The sequence below is a fragment of the Psychrobacter sp. 78a-MNA-CIBAN-0178 genome (genome assembly GCF_040309625.1).
In the GTDB taxonomy this organism is placed as follows: domain Bacteria; phylum Pseudomonadota; class Gammaproteobacteria; order Pseudomonadales; family Moraxellaceae; genus Psychrobacter; species Psychrobacter okhotskensis.
Genome location: NZ_JBEOOZ010000024.1, coordinates 1 through 19371, shown reverse-complemented (window position 1 = coordinate 19371; position 19371 = coordinate 1). Strand labels below are relative to the sequence as shown.

General features: G+C 40.4%; 19 protein-coding genes and 1 pseudogene. 10 read left to right on the top strand and 10 right to left on the bottom strand.

Annotated features, from left to right (window positions below; translation table 11 throughout):
* Positions 1-38 precede the first annotated feature (38 nt).
* Both AAEY80_RS11760 and AAEY80_RS11755 read right to left on the bottom strand, forming a co-directional pair.
* A complete protein-coding gene (locus AAEY80_RS11760; protein WP_350588364.1) occupies positions 39-314 on the bottom strand; it encodes a hypothetical protein in 276 nt (91 codons plus the stop codon).
* Positions 315-448: 134 nt separating this feature from the next.
* The gene (locus tag AAEY80_RS11755) at positions 449-775 is read right to left on the bottom strand and encodes a hypothetical protein (protein WP_173239449.1); all 327 of its coding nucleotides are present in this window, start codon (positions 773-775) and stop codon (positions 449-451) included.
* 223 nt (positions 776-998) lie between these two features.
* Between AAEY80_RS11755 and AAEY80_RS11750 the strand changes: the two genes are divergently transcribed.
* The 3 genes from AAEY80_RS11750 to AAEY80_RS11740 all read left to right on the top strand — a co-directional run bounded on the left by AAEY80_RS11750 (position 999) and on the right by AAEY80_RS11740 (position 4791).
* Positions 999-1730: a heavy metal response regulator transcription factor gene (locus AAEY80_RS11750; RefSeq protein WP_173239450.1), complete on the top strand. Its 732-nt coding sequence runs from the start codon at positions 999-1001 to the stop codon at positions 1728-1730.
* A gap of 13 nt (positions 1731-1743) precedes the next feature.
* Complete coding sequence (locus AAEY80_RS11745) at positions 1744-3306, top strand: ATP-binding protein (RefSeq protein WP_173239451.1); 1563 nt, start codon at positions 1744-1746, stop codon at positions 3304-3306.
* A 474-nt stretch (positions 3307-3780) separates the two neighbouring features.
* On the top strand, positions 3781-4791 hold the full coding sequence (locus tag AAEY80_RS11740; protein WP_350588363.1) for a sterol desaturase family protein: 1011 nt from the start codon (positions 3781-3783) through the stop codon (positions 4789-4791).
* A 55-nt stretch (positions 4792-4846) separates the two neighbouring features.
* Here AAEY80_RS11740 and AAEY80_RS11735 read toward each other — a convergent pair whose 3' ends face one another.
* The 6 genes from AAEY80_RS11735 to AAEY80_RS11710 all read right to left on the bottom strand — a co-directional run bounded on the left by AAEY80_RS11735 (position 4847) and on the right by AAEY80_RS11710 (position 11932).
* Positions 4847-5647: a COG4705 family protein gene (locus tag AAEY80_RS11735; RefSeq protein ID WP_350588362.1), complete on the bottom strand. Its 801-nt coding sequence runs from the start codon at positions 5645-5647 to the stop codon at positions 4847-4849.
* Positions 5648-5928: 281 nt separating this feature from the next.
* Positions 5929-6696 carry a PAP2 family lipid A phosphatase gene (locus tag AAEY80_RS11730; protein ID WP_350588361.1) on the bottom strand — a complete coding sequence of 256 codons (768 nt, stop codon included), beginning with the start codon at positions 6694-6696 and terminating at the stop codon, positions 5929-5931.
* A 76-nt stretch (positions 6697-6772) separates the two neighbouring features.
* A complete protein-coding gene (locus tag AAEY80_RS11725; protein ID WP_173239454.1) occupies positions 6773-7246 on the bottom strand; it encodes a diacylglycerol kinase in 474 nt (157 codons plus the stop codon).
* 861 nt (positions 7247-8107) lie between these two features.
* A complete protein-coding gene (locus AAEY80_RS11720; protein ID WP_350588360.1) occupies positions 8108-9346 on the bottom strand; it encodes a sensor histidine kinase in 1239 nt (412 codons plus the stop codon).
* Positions 9347-9500: 154 nt separating this feature from the next.
* Positions 9501-10187, bottom strand: coding sequence for a response regulator transcription factor (locus AAEY80_RS11715; protein ID WP_025653172.1), 687 nt, complete (start codon positions 10185-10187; stop codon positions 9501-9503).
* 44 nt (positions 10188-10231) lie between these two features.
* Entirely contained in the window at positions 10232-11932 is a 1701-nt protein-coding gene (locus AAEY80_RS11710; protein ID WP_350588359.1) for a phosphoethanolamine transferase, read from the bottom strand.
* A gap of 360 nt (positions 11933-12292) precedes the next feature.
* Between AAEY80_RS11710 and AAEY80_RS14995 the strand changes: the two genes are divergently transcribed.
* The 5 genes and pseudogenes from AAEY80_RS14995 (at position 12293) to AAEY80_RS11695 (ending at position 16230) form a co-directional block, all read left to right on the top strand.
* Entirely contained in the window at positions 12293-12667 is a 375-nt protein-coding gene (locus tag AAEY80_RS14995; RefSeq protein WP_025650489.1) for a transposase, read from the top strand.
* On the top strand, positions 12615-13388 hold the full coding sequence (locus tag AAEY80_RS14990; protein ID WP_436880233.1) for an IS3 family transposase: 774 nt from the start codon (positions 12615-12617) through the stop codon (positions 13386-13388). The genes AAEY80_RS14995 and AAEY80_RS14990 overlap by 53 nt, the downstream gene beginning before the upstream one ends.
* A gap of 22 nt (positions 13389-13410) precedes the next feature.
* A pseudogene (locus AAEY80_RS14985) lies at positions 13411-13602 on the top strand (IS3 family transposase); the annotation flags it as partial.
* Between the two features lie 329 nt (positions 13603-13931).
* On the top strand, positions 13932-15095 hold the full coding sequence (locus tag AAEY80_RS11700) for a zinc-dependent alcohol dehydrogenase (RefSeq protein WP_025645663.1): 1164 nt from the start codon (positions 13932-13934) through the stop codon (positions 15093-15095).
* 544 nt (positions 15096-15639) lie between these two features.
* On the top strand, positions 15640-16230 hold the full coding sequence (locus AAEY80_RS11695) for a recombinase family protein (protein WP_350588358.1): 591 nt from the start codon (positions 15640-15642) through the stop codon (positions 16228-16230).
* Positions 16231-16483: 253 nt separating this feature from the next.
* Here the strand turns inward: AAEY80_RS11695 and AAEY80_RS11690 are convergent, their stop codons facing one another.
* Positions 16484-17347 carry a DMT family transporter gene (locus AAEY80_RS11690; protein ID WP_350588357.1) on the bottom strand — a complete coding sequence of 288 codons (864 nt, stop codon included), beginning with the start codon at positions 17345-17347 and terminating at the stop codon, positions 16484-16486.
* A gap of 147 nt (positions 17348-17494) precedes the next feature.
* Here AAEY80_RS11690 and AAEY80_RS11685 point away from each other — a divergent pair, with 147 nt between their 5' ends.
* A complete protein-coding gene (locus tag AAEY80_RS11685) occupies positions 17495-18385 on the top strand; it encodes a LysR substrate-binding domain-containing protein (protein ID WP_025650898.1) in 891 nt (296 codons plus the stop codon).
* A 154-nt stretch (positions 18386-18539) separates the two neighbouring features.
* Here AAEY80_RS11685 and AAEY80_RS11680 read toward each other — a convergent pair whose 3' ends face one another.
* Entirely contained in the window at positions 18540-18758 is a 219-nt protein-coding gene (locus AAEY80_RS11680; protein ID WP_264673006.1) for a transposase, read from the bottom strand.
* A 142-nt stretch (positions 18759-18900) separates the two neighbouring features.
* Here AAEY80_RS11680 and AAEY80_RS11675 point away from each other — a divergent pair, with 142 nt between their 5' ends.
* Positions 18901-19308, top strand: coding sequence for a hypothetical protein (locus tag AAEY80_RS11675; RefSeq protein ID WP_350588356.1), 408 nt, complete (start codon positions 18901-18903; stop codon positions 19306-19308).
* Positions 19309-19371 lie beyond the last annotated feature (63 nt).

Sequence of the window (19371 nt, the reverse complement as noted above, 5' to 3'; positions counted from 1 at the left end):
AATAGTTGACCCTGACTCTTTATCTAGCGCTGTCAGATTTACTTAGAATCATTGTCACTAGTGACACAATGCTTTTGGTACATTTGCTTCATTTTACCTACGTTCGCCATCATTGACTTCATGGCAGGATCATCCATATTCATTTTGCTATGATCCATTTTTTCCATCATTTTCATGTTTTTTTCCATCTTTTCACAGTTCATCTGATCCTTTTCGGCATGCATCTTGGGATCATGTGCTAGCGCTGAGGTTGAAACAACTAAAGCGATAGCGGTTGCGACGATTGATTTAGGCATTGATTTAAATAGTGACATGGTAAGTCCTTTGTTGATTTGGTTTAAGGTCGATAAGACTTTAGAGTATTAAATCAGTCTAAAGCATACGGTATGGATTCTGACAGTGAGATGACAGCAAGATGACAATATTGTCATCTTGCCACTTTTCGTTTTTAATGTGCAACATATTCCTTTAGTATGGATTGCGAGCTACGATTGCGATTCGCACCGTACTTGTCTATGAAATACTTTTCAGATTGCAAATGTTGATCTTGATGCTCAACTTCGCAGGCTACTCGGGCATCGACATAGCGTTGCATTTGAGCGTCAGATATTTTTGCGTCATTATGATCTAAGTTTCTTGCAAACTTGGTAACCGCATCGCAGTTATCGATAATTGAAGTGCTGAGTTCGGTCGTATGCGCATTAGCCGCTGACATACCGATAAGCATCGACGTTGATAGCAGTACTGCTTTTTTGAGTGAACGATAACTTTTCATATAAAACCCTTTGCCTATTATTAGATGTTTGAACGAATGACCTGTAAAAATAATGCATAGCCGCTATTCTTATCAGGGATGAGCAACTATGTACTATGGGTATAGATTAGCAAACGGAGACTGACAATCTGATGACGGGCAGGTGACATCTTTGTCAGATAGCAATCAATTTTGTCATTTATGTCAATTTAAGCATCAATCATAACGGTATTGAGGGATTACGATGAAAGTACTATTGGTAGAAGATGAATTAAAGCTTGGGGAGTATATAAAGAAAGGGCTAACGGAAGCAGGCTTCATTGTTGACCATCATATGACAGGCTTAGATGGCTATCATGCCTTGATGACTGAAGAATTTAGTGTGATTGTCATGGATGTCATGCTGCCTGACGTTAGTGGCTTTGAGCTGGTACGTAATTACCGAGCTGCTGGCAAGCATACGCCCGTGCTGTTTTTGACGGCGAAAGATGATTTAAGTGACAAAATAAAAGGGATCGAGATTGGTGGCGATGATTATCTGACCAAGCCTTTTGCCTTTGCAGAATTAATCGTTCGTATCAAAAGCTTGTTAAGGCGCGCCAATCAATCGGACTATAAAAGTACGCTCATGCAAATAGCCGATCTCAAAATGGACATTGCCAAGCGCACTGTGCATAGGGGAGACGCGCCTATTAAACTGACCGCGAAAGAATTTTCCTTGTTACAGTTCATGCTGGAGCGCCGTGGTGAAGTATTACCGCGCTCGGTCATCGCCTCTCAAGTGTGGGACATGAACTTCGACAATGATACCAATGTGATCGATGTGGCGATAAGACGCCTGCGCATAAAAATAGACGACAATCATAATATGAAATTGATACACACTGTACGGGGTATGGGCTACCGATTGGATGCGGTCGATAGCGATACCACTACACACCCCAGTATCGAAGCGCAACATTCTGCCGCTAAGTAAGAAGCCAAGTAACATGAGATATAAATTTGACAACCGCCGCCTACCACTCTTATGGCGCACGGTATTTTTGCTAACGATATTCGTGGTCGTCTCACAAGTCATCATCTATATTTGGGTACAGCGCTCTGTCAAAGGGCATTTTGAACAAATGGATGCTGAGATTATTACCCACGCAGCTTTTAATTTACGTAAGCGAGCAACAGACTCTGATGACCGGCTAACGTTTCAAAACCTACTAAGCTCGCCATCTTCTATAAACCCACTTTCTGAAAAGCCACTTCTTTCAACGGCAACAGAAAGCGCTAACCATCTACATTCTTCTCAGCAAGATTACGATTTAAAGACCATCATTGCTGACAAAGAGGGACGCCTACTATCGAGTACCCCTAGCAACTTTGCCAATGAGCTCAGCGTAGATTTTAACTTATGGTCATTGCAACAGGATAATGACGATCAGCAGTTTGTCATTAATATCAATGACAGACGCTATCGGGCGATGATTATTGAAGACAGTAATATGCTCGCGCTTATCGCCTTACCGATCGACGTGCATCATCAGTATTTATTACAGTTTAATCGCCAGCTCAGTATGATTTTATTTGCGATTACCTTACTGCTGGTTTCCATAGCGGCATTGAGCGTCTATTGGGGTTTTGCACCTTTGGCAACCATCATTCAAAAGATGAAAGGCATTAATCCTGAAAGGTTGGATGAGCGTGTCATCGTTAGTGATATGCCATTGGAACTAAGGCCGCTCGCGGAATCTTATAACGCTATGATGGTCAAGCTCGAAAGTAATTTTGAATCCTTGTCACGGTTTTCGGACAATATCGCTCATGAGCTACGCACGCCAATAGCGACGCTGAGTACACAAACGCAAGTGATGTTGAATAAGCCGCGAAAGGATGAGGAATACATTGAGCAATTGCATCATCAGCACGATACGCTTGAGCAGTTATCAGCCATGATCAATAATATGTTGCTACTGGCAAAAACCCAAAAAGGGCTGAGTGACTCGCAAGTGAGTCGAGTAGATACCGAAAACTTAATCACCAAGCTCACAGACTACTATGAAATGATTGCCGAAGATCGTGACATAACTTTTTCGAAATCAGGAGATTTTAAAACGGTATTAGGGGATGAAGGCTTATTGCAACGGCTGTTTGCCAATCTCATGTCAAATGCCATTTATTATGCGGCCAGTGACAGTGTTATCGCTATATCAGCCACCAGCGTTCCCTTGAGTGCTGCCTCCGATACTCTTGCTCTTAATACGGCTGATGCTTTTTATACAGCTGACACTCTCAATATGGCAAAGAACCATAATCAAATCTCAAAGCAATCTTGGTTAAAAATCACCTTGACGAATCACTTAGAAAAACCGTTAAGTCAAAGTGATGCCGATAAATTATTTGAGAGATTCTATCGTCACGACAAAAGCAGCAGCCAGCATTCAGGGACAGGTTTAGGGTTGTCTATAGTGCAGGCTATCGCCAATGCTCATAAAGGTAGGGTGAGTATCACCATCAGAGATGAGTATACTTTTGAGATTGCGGTAGAACTGTTGCTTGCCTGATGGTTATTCTAAAAAACGAGATTGATGTTTAAAATCGCAGCAATGGAAGTGATGGAAGTGAAACGCTGTCTTAAAAACACGTTAGAGGCTTGACGTGTTGAGGGTTTTACCAGTCAAAAAATCGTTTTAGTCGGCGCTGATAAGCTTAGCAACAGCCTAAATGACCGCTTATATAATCAACAAATGTTATCGTGTTTTAAGGTAACATACTTATTAGCCATTCTCGGTTTAGGGTGTCTTGCTTGACCACTGCTACTATTAAAACAGTGTATAGTCAGTGAAAAGTAATATTGAACCATCAGGCACTGCTGATATCCATTTTTCTTGCTTGCTGTGCCTGCGCAGACAGAGGCGACAAAAAACTGATATCAGCAATAGCGTCGCGTTTTTAGGATATTTTGACTATAGCTATTAAAACAGTACAGCAATTGATAGTGAGCAACAGCTCGGCTACTTTAAGACAATAGGTGACATATGGATGTGTTTTCGTATTGGCAAGGGTTTTACAACAACCTTTGGTTTTGGCAATTTCCTATGGCGACTCTTGCCATTAGTATGGCAGCTTTTTTGGTGGTAGCCATTCCATGGACGGTGGTGGCTTGGTTAGATCCGCTGTCTTTGCGCAAATACAAGATTCAACAAAAACCGTTCGAGATGAAGAAATTCCTGTTGCCTTCGATTGGTCGTATCGTGGTCAACAACCTCATTTTGGCGGCGTTATTAGTGGTTAGTTGGCCACTATTGCAGTTGACTGGCGTCCACAAAGGCACACTGCCTGTTTGGTATATTATCATCGCGCAATTGATATTTTTTGTGCTACTTGATGATTTTTTATACTACTGGATGCATCACTATATGCATGAGAATAAATGGTTGTTGCGGCATATTCATAGCGTCCATCATCGTATTCGTAATACCTGCGGTATCAATGGCAATTACATGCACTGGATTGAGTATTCATTGACCGCGATGCTCACCTTGGTTGGGCCTATCTTGCTAGGCGCGCATATCTATGTGGTTTGGATGTGGGTCATTCTACGTCAGGTCGAAGGGGCGGATGGACACATTGGTTATGATATTCCTTGGAATCCTGTGCATTTGTTGCCTATGTATCAAGGGCCTATCTATCACGACTTTCATCATGCCAAATTCAAAGGCAACTATGCTGGCTTTTTACCTTATTTGGATAAATATTTAGGTAAAACGCATATCCCTGCCTATTTACGGTATTTAAAAGCGAAAAAGCAGGGCTTAACGCCGTTAGAAATAGAGCAAGGTGAGTTGCAGGCACAAAAGAACAAAAAGACAGCAACATCGTTAGGTGCTAGTAAGCCTCAAAGTATAAGCACTCATTTGAAAGCACGATACGGCCTGATTCATAATATAGTCAGAGCACTTTTAAACCGCTACGGTGTTACCCGCTCTAGAGGTACTCAGTGTACTATCTGCGGTCGGTCGCCTTGTAGCGATGCTAAAATTCATTGACTATAAGCATGCAGTATCTACAGGCATCTCACATTTTCAGGTAGGTTTCTTTATATCAATGAGCCTTTGTACTAGCCCGTTGTTTAAAGATTAATAAACAGACAATGATAAATCCTAACAGCGCTGCCGAAGCGCCAAAGCGATTCAATGCCAGACCACCATGATCGATAGGCTTGTCTAAAAAGTCACCTAGTACAGCTCCTAAAGGCCGAGTTAAAACGAAAGCACTCCAAAATAGCAGCGTTTTTGATATTTTCGTACCGAAATGCATCACAGCAATAAGTGCTAATAAAGAGCCAAAGATGATGGCACTCGTTGTATAGCCCATGCCTTTGGTATCTGCGACCCAGTCACCAAGTGCTGTACCAAGCGTCTGCGAAAACATAATGGTCGTCCAGTAAAACACCTCTGCTTTGGGCTTGCTAATACTATCGATGGCAATGCTGCCCATCGTTTTTTGCCATATGACTAAACATACCCCAAGTAGCGCTACCAGTAACGCTGAGCTGCCAGCGTAGCCAATTCCTAGTGATCTCGTCACGTAATCTGCTATCGTTGTGCCTAATGTCGTTGTCGCAATAATCGTCGTCCAATACAACCATTTATTAAACGAATTGGCTTTAATTTGAGTGGCAACCGCTATGCCAAATAGCACAGCGAATATACCAGTACTGACGATGTAGCCTAGGTTGAGCGACATGGATAAGGCGTCGCCTGCCGTCTCACCAAGTGTCGTAGCAGCCACTTTGATTATCCAAAAAAGCAGGGTAACCTCTGGAACTTTGGACAAAGCATTTAATAGGGAATCATTATCTGCAGCGGTGGATGGGTATTGAGTATTTAAGGTTGTATTCATGTGTGGATTCACTCTGTCGATAAGCAAATTTAATGTCATATTGTTGACATGACTAAATTATCAATAGAGGTGTTAAGAAAGTGTCAAGATAGGGCCTTCTAAATTCATTGAAATTTTTTGACAAAAAAACCCTATAAATTATAGGGCAGAAGGCTTGAGCGAGTTTGTGCTATAGTCGATTCAATGTAAAAGTAGTACAAGGCAACCAAGTGTAGATGTATATGTGATACTTCAAGCGAGGTTAACGCTGTAATACTTTTATAGTGGAATGACTATAATAGCTATTTGACTGAATCAACTGTGCTGCTTAAAGTAAGGTTGTGAGCTTTGAGACGGGCCGTTCGTTTAAAAAATACGCTGGCAAGCGCACAGGTAATTGTTAGTGAAAGCAGCATTGATACCAATGTGTGGCTAAAAAAATGATCGCCAAACAGCATTTTATACATCCCCATTGTCCAGCCTAAGACAGTCACTATTTCAAATATTCTATAGCGGTACTTATGCAAAGTGGGTAAGAATGCTAAACCATACAAAGAAAATCCTGCGCTAGCGTGAGCGGCTGGGAAGCACTTGGCAGGCGTATTCGCGACTATATTTTGCCAAATATTTAGATAAGGAAGCTCGCCACCAAACAGTGTCAAATGATTGGGACAACTGACATGGGTGACTCCTTTTAAGAGTGCAATGCTAGAAGGTACGACGATAAGAATAGTCAGCAGATAACTTATTTCACGAACCGATAAAGGAATAATAAATCTGTCGAGCTTGCCATAATGGATGGTAGAAGTAGTGCTCGAAGGTTGTCTGTATTTGATAATTAAAATCGTGATTAAGTAGATAGCTGAGAAGATTAATAGCGCTTTAGGTCCATCATAAAAGATAAAAGCGTAAGGCTGAGCACCTTTTTGGAGGAGCCATTGACCGTTGGTATAGAAAAGCTCACTAATACGAATATCAAACTGGCTGTGCTCAAAGGTTAGAGCGGCAATAATGGTCAAGCAAAGGAGCTTCAGCCACATCCAATCGGTCAGGTTATTTTTTAGAGTCATTGAGGCGCCTTACTCAATTTATTAAGTTGTCGTTTATTAAGTTGCAAACGCTTAAGCTATAAAACTGATGTTTTATTCAAAATAACAGGTTTATTAAGGCCATTGTCCACAACACAAACAGCAGTAATAACGCTAAAAACTGGGCAGCAGAGCCGACATCTTTGGCTATTTTTGCTAAGGGATGTTGCTCGGTTGAGGTATGATCGACACTGGCTTCAATACCTGTATTAATCAACTCAACAATGAGGGATAAAAAGGAAGCAACCACCAGCATCATTTTTATACCGATATTAAAAGGCATAAATATAATGGCTATGAATAATACGAGATTGAGCCAAAAAACTTGCCTAAACGCTGCTTCAAACTGATAAGCCGCTTTAAAACCATCTATAGAATATCCTGTGGCTTTTAAAATACGCGCCAAACCTGTTTTACCTTTAGCATTACTCGCAAAGCTATCTACTACAAGAAAATCACCAGATACTGGCTGATTTTTATAATCAGGATGTGCGGCATCATGATCGAGAGTAATAGGTTTGAGGTTATTCATATTAGTTGCTTACTGGTCATTTAGATTAGAGTGGCTGGCAGAATCTTAAGTATATGACAAGGCACGTTAAGAAAGCGTTAAGGCATCGCCCATCTATAGTCATTCCACTATAAAAGTATTACTGCGTTAACCTCGCTTGAAGTATTAAATATACATCTACACTCGGTTGCCTTGTACTACTTTTAAATTGAATCAACTATACTACAAAAGAGTAGCAGCGTTACCCTCGCTTAAAGTATGACCCATACATCAGCAATACCGTCGCGTCTTTAGGATATTTTGCCTGTAGATTGCACATACTAAAAAGCAGTAGTTGATACCTGATTTTGCTGTGGTATCAGCTACTGCTGCTTATTGAGGTTGAAGTGAAAATACAATAAAAGCGAAAATATAATAAAAGTGCAATCACCGATATAATTATTGTTGTGATGATCCCAGTGTAGGAGGGCACTGGTTAGCACTTGGGTATCAGTATGTGCTTAGCGCTGTTAAGAAAGCGTTAAGATAAAATACTTTTAATTAGGGCGTGTCTTCATTTCAAAGATGGCGATAAAAATGAGATAAATTGCCGTCAAACAAGAAAAATAGCGTAGATAATATCGGGATATTAACAAGCTATTTGACGATGTTTGGCAAGATTTAGCCATTTTTAGCCCATTTAGATGACTATCGAGTGAATTGAAGACACGCTCTAGATTACTAAGCATTATTTTAGCGGGGTAATAATAATCTGAAATTCAAAATTTTCTAGTTTTATGATGGTATCAGCCGTTGCTTTCTATCAAGGTTGAAGAGGACATTTAAGGTAAGTGCCATTATGGGTACACTCATTTTTTAATGAAAATTATGCCACTGTCATCGTTATTTATAATAAATACTAAAGGTACTGCCGCCTGTGGTATTGGCTTGATGGGTCAGTTGCCAGCCCATATGCGTCATGATGCGCTGCACGATGCTAAGACCCAGTCCTGTACCCTCAACTTTATAGCTCGCATAATCGTCAGCCAGCAAATCTGTAGATAATGGAGTGCTATCATTCTGCTGATCTAAACGCTCAAATCTCTCATACAGCAACGGCATCATAGACTCGGGAATGCCTAGGCCTGTATCGGTGACCGTTATTTTTTCTGCATCAATAGTGACTTTGACTTCACCATCATCTGTGTATTGAAAGGCATTCTTAATCAGATTACCCAGCGCCATTTTTAACAGTTCAGGGCGCACATTAGCAGAATACTCTTGTTCAGCGACTACGGTATAAGTCACCGTTTTATAACGCAGCAGATACTTTAAGCGCTTCATCTCACTTAATACAATCGTATTAATAGAGGTTTGCGGTGCGTCCAGTTTTTCAGGGGCGCGCGAGAGTAGCAACAACGCGCTGATAATCTCGGAGGTTTCTTTAGCAGTCGTACTAATGCGCTCAGTAAATTCACTCAAATAGTGATCGCTTGCTAATTGGGAGGCCAGTACTTCTGACGCACCCATAATAATCGTTAAAGGCGTGCGCAATTCGTGGCTTACATCGCCGGTAAATAGCTGCTCACGTTTGAGGTACTGCTCTAACTTATGATTTTTCTGATCAATCGCTCGTGCTAAGACGTCAACCTCCGACGGCAAATGAGTCAATTCGGTTAAATTTTGGTGATCGTTTTCTACCGCTTGTTTTAGATCTAGTAGCGGCTTAGTAATCTGCTTTGAGGATAGCTGAGAGAATATGATGGCAATCAGCAAGCTTAAAATAACAGCCACTCTCAAGGCATTGGCAAAGATGTCTTCTAAATGTTCAAAGATGGCTAAAACAGGGTAGTTTGCCAATACCATTTCTCTGTCTTCTAAGTAAGTCAAAATAAATTTCTGTTTATTTTGCTGATAAGCAAAGAAGTGCAGGTTGGTTCTGGTCGTACCTGTTTTAGTGTTAACCGTGACAGAGGTTTCTTGCACTTTATCATCGGCCATAGTTTTCAAATCTTCAGGCGCAGTATCATAGCGGTAAATTTTGATACCTGGATCTGCCACATAGACAGCCAGCTCGCCTTCTTTTTCTTGACTCAGCTCTAGCTGCTGTAGCAGGCGTGCCTTTACCAGCTCTTTCTCCATCCTCGTCTCTGCATACACAAAAATGCTGACGAAAGTCGCGCACAGTAGTACGGCAAATAAAAAGTATGATATTCGAAACTTGTTAACGATAGAGTCAATTCTGAACATAGCATCACTTCGTAGTGGCAAAGGTAGTAAAGGTAGTAAACAGATTTTACACTTTATCTGGGTCAATAATCTGATAACCAACACCAGGCACCGTCACTATCATAATGTCAGCAAACGGCTTATCGACTTGGGCACGCACACTGTGCATATGGGTACGCAGTGCATCGCTACTAGGAATATCCTCACCCCATACCTTTTCCTCCAATTCGCTTTTACTGACGACTCGGGGCGACGCATTCATCAAAGCTTCTAATATTTTAAACCCTGTTGGTGTCAGTTTTAACGCTTTGCCTTCTCGGGTAATCGTGTGTTCCTCTGTATTCAAGGACAATTTGCCGATATTGATACTGTGATGAAAATGGTCGTCTTGATGGCGACGTATAAGCGCTTTGATGCGAGATTCTAGCTCAATGAGTGAGAAAGGCTTGACCAGATAATCATCAGCGCCACTATCGAAGCCTGCAACTTTATCCAAAATCGTATCGCGAGCAGTTAGCATCAATACAGGGGTTTTGTTGTGGAAGTCTTCTCTGAGTTTTTTGCACAGTTTTGTACCATCCATACCCGGTAGCATGACATCCAATAAGATAACGTCGTAGCGATTGTTCGAAGCCAGTGTTAAGCCACTAATGCCGTTATGCGCATTGTCTAATGCAAAGCCTTTAGGCTCAAAAAAAGCATAAATATTGGCCACGATATCTGGGTTGTCTTCAATAATAAGTATTTTGTACATAGTTATCTCATGCATAAATGTCAGCAGTGCTTAGCGCTAAAATCTTAATAGACAGACTTAAAAAATGTCGGTGCTGCTGCTACTTCGTCAGTCGTAATACCGAAAAAATTAAGTAAAGTCGGGGTAATAAAATCGTGTGATACCGGCTGATCAATCATACTAGCAAGGCTGCTTTTATCAATATTGTTGCTAGTAGGCGACCAGATAATGACGGGTACCTGCTTTTGAGCATCGGGCGCTATGGCATAGGGTAAACCATGCAAGTAGATGTTATTTTCACCCAAGCTTTCTCCATGATCGCTGATATATACCATCGTCACATCATAATCCTGCTCATAAGTTTTTAGCGTATCAATAACGTTATTTAAAAAGTAATCAGTATAACGAATGGCATTGTCATAACCGTTGATGACGGACTGATCATCGCACTTGGACAGCTCGTTAGTCATACATACTGGCTGATACACTTCAAATTCTTTAGGATAACGTTTGTAGTACGCAGGACCATGGTTGCCCATTTGATGCAATAAAATAAGCGTGTCTTTAGCTGGTACGTCCGATTTTACCCTTGTATCTGACTTAACTAAAGTATCAAAACCATTTAACATACCAATGTCACGACACTCAACATCACAATTTGGATTGATATCAGCTGTCCTGTAATTTTCAAAGGTCACTCTATCAGCCACCCCTTTAGAGCTCGAATTATTGTCTCGCCACACAACATTGACGCCTTGCTTGTATAGCGTATCTAATACGTTCTCGTTGTAGTCCGAATTATTATCATTATAGTTTTCTCGATTGGCATAACTGAACATACAAGGTACAGAATAAGCGGTAGAAGTGCCGCAAGAGGTGGCATTTTTGAAGCTATAAATGTCTGGCTGGTTAGCTAAAAGAGGCATCGTATCGCGCTTATAGCCATTAAGACCAATGTGATCGGCGCGAACGGTTTCACCGACGACAAAGACCATGAGTTTAGGTTTTGCAGCGTTAGTTCCCGCAGTAGCAGTGAGACGTTTGGCATCTGTCGCATGTGCTATCAAGGTGTCAGGACGACGTAATTCATCGACGTAATCGGTACCCAATTTGATGACAGAGTAAATAGGAGTAATGGGATTGGCGTAGCTACGAACCATTTTATGTTGGCGAAAAAAGGTCGCGTATTGATCCCCAAAAGGTAGTAGAGCGACGGCTATTAAAGCGACAGACAAGATTAAAGTCGCGCTCCTTTGCAATAATGCTCGACGTAAAGGCACTCGTTTGATACGAATCTTTGCAATAAGAACAGCGGGTACAACACCTAGCAGAAATACCCGAATAAAAAAACTTAGCGACATCAGCTCCATCGCTTCTGCTCGATCGGTCTGCATACTGTTGATCAGCATACTACGATCAAATATCGTACCGTAAGCGTCTGTAAAATAACCACATACAGCCGCTATCAATACCATAGCGATGAGCACTGGCTTTGCAATGGGTCGATAGCACAACAACTGAAAGATCAGCCACATCAAGCCTAACAACAAGGCTATGATCGAAATGATAAAACCAATATTAGTGCTAACAGGATAGATACTTAGCACTTGTGTAAAAAAACCAAAATTCGCAGTAGCGACTATATAAAGAGCCACGATGATAATCAAATAACTGAGATTGATCTCACGATTAAAGAGATTGCGTAGATAGCTTTTTTTAGTACTGGCTTCGGTAATATCGGTGCTAAGTGCTTGAGAGGTTGACATAGTGGGGCTTCTCAACAGAATGATAAGGAATGCAATTCCTTACGATAACAAGTGCTCTGTTAAGAAGACGTTAAGACAGTTGGATTAAGGGATAGTTTGAGTGGGTATCAGGATTCATTAGACTGAACAATGAGATAGTAGTGTTGGTTACATTTCTGATTTAGGCAATTCTATCGATAGTATTAACTCTAAGTATTCACAGTTTGCTTAGGGTCTGTTGAACATTCAAATGTGGCACTGGCAGTGGCTATTTTTTAGACAATGCGCAGTCCTAATATTTGAATGTTCAACAGACTGTAGTGGCATAATAAAATTGGACAGCTTATAAGAGGTTATACTACCCCAAAGAAGGAATACAGTATGACTACCAAACGTAGAGAATATACCCGAGAATTCAAATTAGAAGCCATTAGCTTAGTGGTTGATCACAATCGCAAAGTTGCAGAAGTAGCCGAGTCTTTAGGCATCGGCATCTCAACCTTAGACAACTGGGTACGCAAGTATAAAAAAGAGCAGCAAGGCGTTCGTCCAACTAAAGGTCTAGCATTAACTGATGATCAGCGTCGCATACAAGAGCTTGAGCGAGAAGTCAGACAGCTTAAGATAGAGAAAGACATTCTAAATGAGGAGGGATTAAGCGAAGCACTGCTTCGCCCCGACGCAAGGGGAGAGCTATGCTCGAGTGGGCTTCAGCTCTGCTGGCATCGGACAACCTCAACGTCTATCGTTGATTAAAAAGCTGGCAGAGCAGGACAAAAGATTAAGTAAGAAGAAGCTGTGTGACTTGTTTGATGTGGTTAGAAGTAGTTACTACTATGGTATTAAGACTAAGCCTATTGATGTTGAGCGAGTCAAACTCCAGTCTTTAATACGCCAAATATTCAACGACTCAAAGCAATCAGCAGGGGCTCGGACTATAGTTGCCATTTTAGCTAACGAGTATGGCATTAAGCTAATGCGTTACTTAGCGACTAAGCTTATGGAGCGAATGGGTTTAGTCAGCTGCCAGCTCAAGACCCACAAATACAAACACGCTGACGAGGCGCATATAACCTATGACAACCTTTTAGACCGAAACTTTAACCCAGATGCGCCTAATCAAGTCTGGACAGGCGATGTGACCTACATCCGTATCAAAGGTGGCTGGTGCTACTTAGCGGTTGTTTTAGACTTGTTTGCTCGCCGTGTGGTTGGCTTTAGCGTATCCGATTCACCTAATAGCACCTTGACCGCATCAGCGCTAAAGATGGCGTATCAGACTCGCCTTAAACCAAGCGGTGTGCTGTTCCACTCTGACCAAGGCACGCATTACACCAGTAAAGAGTTCGCTGACGCGATAGCTGACTGTAAGGATATGAAGCAGAGTATGAGCCGCAAAGGAAACCCACTACGGGCACAGCCCTCCGCCTTGCACTCGGGCAAAGCAGTGCTTTGCCAATCCTCGCTCATGGGATAACGCGCCAACTGAACGCTTCTTTAGGAGCTTTAAAACCGAGTGGATGCCAAAGGGCGGTTATGAGGATATCGCTGAAGCATCGAGCGCCATTAGTGATTATATCTGGGGCTACTATCAAACCGTGAGACCGCATAGTTTCAACAATTATTTAACACCAGTAGAAACAGAAAAACGTTACTTTAATAAAAACCTCTTAGAAGGTGTCCTAAATTAGTTGACCACTATAAACAGATCTTGGCGGTCATAAAAGTTGCCCCAACGCTTATAATTATTATCCGTTCTCGACTCAGGGTTATAAGGAATGGCAATGTAGGTTTGAATTTTATTAGTGTCCTAAATTAGTTGACCACTACAATTTTTTACTTACAACACGCAACCTTTTTAACACACGTTGATTATAAATCTTTTTTTCAAGGTGCTAATATAATTGAGTAATACTTAACTTAGATAACATAAACCACTGTTTCTAATAACTTTCATCTTGTATTATCACAGATTATTGGTTTATCGCGATTTTGCAAGCTTTACTTAATTGGATAAATTATGCGTGCTTTAACTTACCACGGTGCTAAAGATGTGCGAGTGGACAATGTCCCAGAACCTAAACTGCAAGAAAAAGATGATGTTATTTTACGTGTGACTGCAACTGCAATTTGTGGCTCAGATTTACACTTATATCGTGGCAAAATGCCTGCAACCGAGGAAGGCGATATCTTCGGTCATGAGTTTATGGGTGTGGTTGAAGAAGTAGGCTCTGAAGTCACTGCTGTTAAAAAAGGCGATAGAGTTGTTATTCCTTTTGTTATTGCATGTGGTAACTGCTTTTTCTGTCAGCATGACCTAATGTCCGCTTGTGAGACTACAAATACAGGCCCAGGCGCTGCTATTAATAAAAAAATAATTCCGCCACCGGCTGCTTTATTTGGTTTTAGCCATTTATATGGTGGGATTCCTGGTGGACAAGCAGAATTTGTACGGGTTCCTAAAGGTAATTTTAATCCGTTCAAAGTAAATGGCTCACTGTCAGATGAGAAGGTTTTATTTTTATCAGATATTTTACCAACTGCTTGGCAGGCCGTGACTAATGCCAATATTACTAAAGGTTCAACCGTAGCTATTTATGGTGCGGGTCCTGTGGGGTTGTTATCAGCAGCTTGTGCTAAAATGTTAGGCGCTGAGCAGATCTTCGTGGTAGATCATAATGACTACCGTTTGCAGTATGCCAAAGATACGTACGGGGCTATTCCGGTTAATTTCGATAAGGTAGATGCTGCTGAATTCATCATTGAACAGACCAAAGGACATCGCGGCGTTGACGGCGTTATTGATGCGATTGGCTTTGAAGCCAAAGGCAGTATGCTAGAAACAATAATGACCAATTTGAAAATTGAAGGGTCAAGTGGTGCAGCTTTACGTCAATGTATTGCAGCTGTGCGTCGTGGCGGGGTCGTTAGTGTTCCTGGTGTGTATGCAGGACCCATTCATGGTTTCTTATTTGGTGACGCTTTTGATAAAGGGCTTACTTTCAAAATGGGCCAAACCCATGTACACAAGTATTTACCACAATTATTAGAGTATATTGAAAATGGTGATTTATCACCTGAAGCTATTATTACTCACCGTATGAATTTGTCTGACGCTGCTAAAGGTTATGAAATTTTCGAAAAGCGTGAAGAAGAATGTCGTAAAGTCATTTTAACTCCTTAATTTTTCAAATTTACCCTTTACTTTTAACATTTAAAGGTTAGGTCATAGCTGCTTTAACGAGATTATCTTAAATAAGGGTTATCGCTAAAGCAGCTAGTAAAAAAATCTTTGACTTACTTTTCTCTGCACACGGCAAAAAATCACCCCCCAACCGATTTTTATGGGTTTAGGGATTAAAAAACTAACTAACTGTCTTAGATGGTCTTAAAGCTTAGAAGTGTAAAGCACAATAAACTTTCTTATATTTATCAGGATCATCTTTATTAGCTACAAACCCTTTGCTAACCAACTTTACCGAGTTAAATGTTTCACCTTCATCATTAGTTATCATAACAATCAAGTTTTGATCCTCAAAACTTTGGAGTTCTTTAATCAGCTCTTTAATTGTCTTAGTTCTATCTTCCCATTGCACTATACCTAAAAAATAAGAACTCTAAACGATACTCTATCTATCATTAGACTTGTTATTAATATTAAATGATAGTAATATCTTATTATTATCAATGAACATTAGTTATTAAGTCTAAATAATATAGGTGGCGTTATGACCGTTCGTATTTATGTGAGAGCCAGCACTAAGGATCAAGACGCTACCAGAGCATTAGCTGATTTGGTGACCTTCAGTACAGATTATGACGATAACCTTGTTGAGTACGTTGAGCATTTCAGTGGTACAAAGCTCGATAGGCCAGTATTAGCTAAGCTATTAAAGGACGCTGATCAAGGCGATATTCTGCTGGTTGAAAGCGTGGACAGATTAAGCAGGCTATCTCAAGATGATTTTGCAATTCTAAAGCAGCGCATCAAAGACAAGGGCTTACGATTGGTGGTGGCCGATCTACCAACCACACATACGGTAAGTAAGGGCATGACAGGTGAGATCCTAGCAGTGATTAACCATATGCTGATCGACTTGTTAGCAACGATGGCAAAGCTTGATAACGATAAGCGTAGAGAGCGTATTAAGCAGGGGTTAGCGAATAGTGGTTATAAGCCCACAGGTAAGAAAGCCAATACAGTGAAACATAATCGTATTAGAGAGTTGGCCAGTCAAAACAATATGACGAAAGAGGAGATTGCTAAGGCGGTTGGTGTTGGGGTGGCTACGGTTTATCGGGTGTTAAAGCAGGGCTAACAGCTGAATAGTTGAGGTATTTTAAATAACAGTTTGTCTTTTTTATAGACACGATACTATTAGATACATAAGAACCAACTTGGAAGTTTTTAATCATGCAACCGACTTATTATAGTGTTTAACAAGTAATCTACAGTTTCGTCAAGCATGAACCGATGTAAACGTTAAATAACATTTTAGTCTTATTCATAACTTTTATTATTTCTTATTATTTATGGCACATCAGCTTGATTAGGTTTTAAAAGCCATTATCCTACCCAGTTTTTTGTCTAAACCTCATAGATTCAAGAGTAGCAAGCCATATCAAAGGTAGGATAATCAGCGCAGAACCTATTAACAAAGTCATATTTGGTACTTCATTAAACCATATGATTCCAACCACCACCGCTCCTATTAAACCTGAGTATTCCGCACTAGAGACTTTGTACGCTTCAATGTGTCGATACACCTGTACGCATATACCTGCATAAATCAAAATGAATACATTTGAACTGGCGGCCGTAATCAATGAGCGCCAATCAAATGGCTGTCCTTCCCAAATAGCCAAACCAAGCGCGAATGGGATTCCTAATAAATTGGTCAAAAGTAGCGTTTGATACACAGTATGATGTTGTGGAAGTTTACGAACTAACAGATTGTTTAGCGCCATGGTTACCGCCACTATAAGGGCAAACACCGCCCCTAAATTGATCTGTTTCGGTTGTACAATAACGAGGATACCAGCAAAACCTAATATAGAGGCTGCGATAGTCGGAAAGTTTAATCTGTCTTTATAAAATAAAAAACCCAGTGGTAATACAAATAAAGGGGCGGCATAAAAAATAGCATTCGCAGTCGCAAGAGGCAGTGCTTGAAGAGACAGTACCATGAATATCACACCCAATAACCACACGTGACTACGAACAAAGTGCCATTTTATATTACTGAATAACTTGTTCTTTTTATTAATTAAGCAAAATGGCAACAGCATTAAAACCGCTGTGCATTGACGAAACAGGATAAATTGATATACCGCCGTCTCAGAGGGCAAGGCCTTTATCAAGGCGTCTGAGAAGACCGCAATGATATTTCCTAGTACCAATAGCGTCATGGCAAATGCAACACTCATCTTTGGCATTCTTAGCCTCCTCGCCCTACTCTAAATTCAGAAACTGTTAAAACCCCAATGGGTTCATGCTGATTTAACGATCTGTCAGGCAGTATATTCAAGTAACGGTATGATGTATAATGATATAAAACATATTTAGTATTACCTGAGGTAATAATGGATTTACCACCGCTGCGTGCAATACAGTGCTTCGAGTCCGTTGCACGGCTTAACAGCTTTTCAAAAGCAGCAGAAAGCCTCAATGTGACACAAAGTGCCGTGAGTCACCAAATACGCATCCTTGAAGAGTATCTTGGGGAAGCAATGTTTTACAGGCAAGGCCGGACCTTTTCGTTGACAGAGGTTGGTGAGCGTTATTTCACAGATGTGAGTGGCGCATTGGGTCTACTTTCAGATAGTAGTCAGATTATTAAACATGGAAAACCTGGGCATATACGCTTAGCTCTGTACAGTTCAGTCGCAGTGAATTGGTTGATTCCTCGACTAGAAGACTTCTATAGACAGTATCCAGAAATAGAACTCACTTTAGATATGGTTAATCATCCCTCTGATTATAATGAGCAAAGGGCCGATTGTTATATCACCGTCGATCCTCCTCCACATGCTTTCATCAGTAAGTTTTTATTTACTGAAACTTTATATCCTGTGTGTGGTCAAAAGCTTTGGGAGAAAATAAGAGATAAACCCCTTCCTGACGCATTGTGGCGGCATCCAATATTGTCTGTGAGATATGCAGATACAAGCGTGAATACAGCAGAGGATTGGCTGCGGTGGTGTAAGGCAGGCGGATTTGAATTGCCAAGCGATATAAAGATAAATCATTTTAGTCATGTACTACTAGCGATAGAAGCCGCAAGGTACAATCTGGGCATTACTCTTACCAATAATTATATGATGCAGGATGACGCTTATAAACAAAATATCGTTAGAATTCCAATGCACGAATTTCTAACAGGGGACCAATTTTACTTCGTTTGCAAGGAATTAAAGAATAATCAGGATGATATTATTAAATTAAGCGAATGGCTGAAATCCCAATGTAATTAAAAAAATCTTTACCTTATTTGTTATCAAAAGATCAAATTATGATTTGTTATAGGGGTTTAAAATGATGATTTAGAAAATCCCGATCAACAATTCATAAAGACTCATATCCTCAATAAATAGTCATTTATTTTATCTGATCTTAAATAAGATATAGTCAATCCAACTTAAAGTTGTAACAGCAGACATTGCTGAATAAATGATTTAGATCATTCTCACCCCAGCCCTGCCTGAGCTTTTTTACCTCAGCCCATTTGTGTTCAATAGGATTTAGATCAGGACTGTAAGGCGGTAGCCAGAGTATACGGTGACCGTGTCGGTTTAATAGCTTTTTGATACGTTTGTTCTTATGAAATCTGGCATTGTCCATGACGATGACACATTTGTGACCAAGCTTTGGAATAACGTTATAAAGACTTAACTATATGTTATCTATCAGCCCACTTTAGAACTGACTTTTAGACTAAACCTAGAAACAATACAAATAAAAAAGTTAAGTAATGCATAAGGATTAGATTATGATTGCTAATGTATTTAATTCCATCGCAGACTCCTTCTTTAATTTTTTACTAGCCATTATTTGCGTACTCATGTTATTGGCACCACTGTATAAATGGAAGTCTCGTCCTAACAAGGCGCTCACCAAAAGAATAATAATAGCAATTTTTTTAATTCCAGTCTCTTTATATCTTCTAGTAGATACTTTCAATACTAAAGACCAGAAAAAAAACGATCAACTGTTATCAGTTGCTCATTTATCTGAAAGAGATAGGCCATTAGAAAATGAAAACCATATTAGTATGCCTGATAAGCATGCTTTTGCAGCGGCCCTTGAATTGAATGGTATTAGAACAAAACAAAATAACGAGAGCCGGACCAACCTTAAAGAGAATAAAGATGAGCATCAAGAAGGTATAGTGTATTAAATATAAAAATGTTATAAGATAAAACATCTCAACAGATATACTCAATTATCATGACTTACTCAC

Excerpts from the sequence above, each read along its gene's own strand:
- AAEY80_RS11760 (WP_350588364.1), bottom strand. The coding sequence starts at position 314 with ATGTCACTATTTAAATCAATGCCTAAATCAATCGTCGCAACCGCTATC.
- AAEY80_RS11755 (WP_173239449.1), bottom strand. The coding sequence starts at position 775 with ATGAAAAGTTATCGTTCACTCAAAAAAGCAGTACTGCTATCAACGTCG.
- AAEY80_RS11750 (WP_173239450.1), top strand. The coding sequence starts at position 999 with ATGAAAGTACTATTGGTAGAAGATGAATTAAAGCTTGGGGAGTATATA.
- AAEY80_RS11745 (WP_173239451.1), top strand. The coding sequence starts at position 1,744 with ATGAGATATAAATTTGACAACCGCCGCCTACCACTCTTATGGCGCACG.
- AAEY80_RS11740 (WP_350588363.1), top strand. The coding sequence starts at position 3,781 with ATGGATGTGTTTTCGTATTGGCAAGGGTTTTACAACAACCTTTGGTTT.
- AAEY80_RS11735 (WP_350588362.1), bottom strand. The coding sequence starts at position 5,647 with ATGAATACAACCTTAAATACTCAATACCCATCCACCGCTGCAGATAAT.
- AAEY80_RS11730 (WP_350588361.1), bottom strand. The coding sequence starts at position 6,696 with ATGACTCTAAAAAATAACCTGACCGATTGGATGTGGCTGAAGCTCCTT.
- AAEY80_RS11725 (WP_173239454.1), bottom strand. The coding sequence starts at position 7,246 with ATGAATAACCTCAAACCTATTACTCTCGATCATGATGCCGCACATCCT.
- AAEY80_RS11720 (WP_350588360.1), bottom strand. The coding sequence starts at position 9,346 with ATGGAGAAAGAGCTGGTAAAGGCACGCCTGCTACAGCAGCTAGAGCTG.
- AAEY80_RS11715 (WP_025653172.1), bottom strand. The coding sequence starts at position 10,187 with ATGTACAAAATACTTATTATTGAAGACAACCCAGATATCGTGGCCAAT.
- AAEY80_RS11710 (WP_350588359.1), bottom strand. The coding sequence starts at position 11,932 with ATGTCAACCTCTCAAGCACTTAGCACCGATATTACCGAAGCCAGTACT.
- AAEY80_RS14995 (WP_025650489.1), top strand. The coding sequence starts at position 12,293 with ATGACTACCAAACGTAGAGAATATACCCGAGAATTCAAATTAGAAGCC.
- AAEY80_RS11700 (WP_025645663.1), top strand. The coding sequence starts at position 13,932 with ATGCGTGCTTTAACTTACCACGGTGCTAAAGATGTGCGAGTGGACAAT.
- AAEY80_RS11695 (WP_350588358.1), top strand. The coding sequence starts at position 15,640 with ATGACCGTTCGTATTTATGTGAGAGCCAGCACTAAGGATCAAGACGCT.
- AAEY80_RS11690 (WP_350588357.1), bottom strand. The coding sequence starts at position 17,347 with ATGCCAAAGATGAGTGTTGCATTTGCCATGACGCTATTGGTACTAGGA.
- AAEY80_RS11685 (WP_025650898.1), top strand. The coding sequence starts at position 17,495 with ATGGATTTACCACCGCTGCGTGCAATACAGTGCTTCGAGTCCGTTGCA.
- AAEY80_RS11675 (WP_350588356.1), top strand. The coding sequence starts at position 18,901 with ATGATTGCTAATGTATTTAATTCCATCGCAGACTCCTTCTTTAATTTT.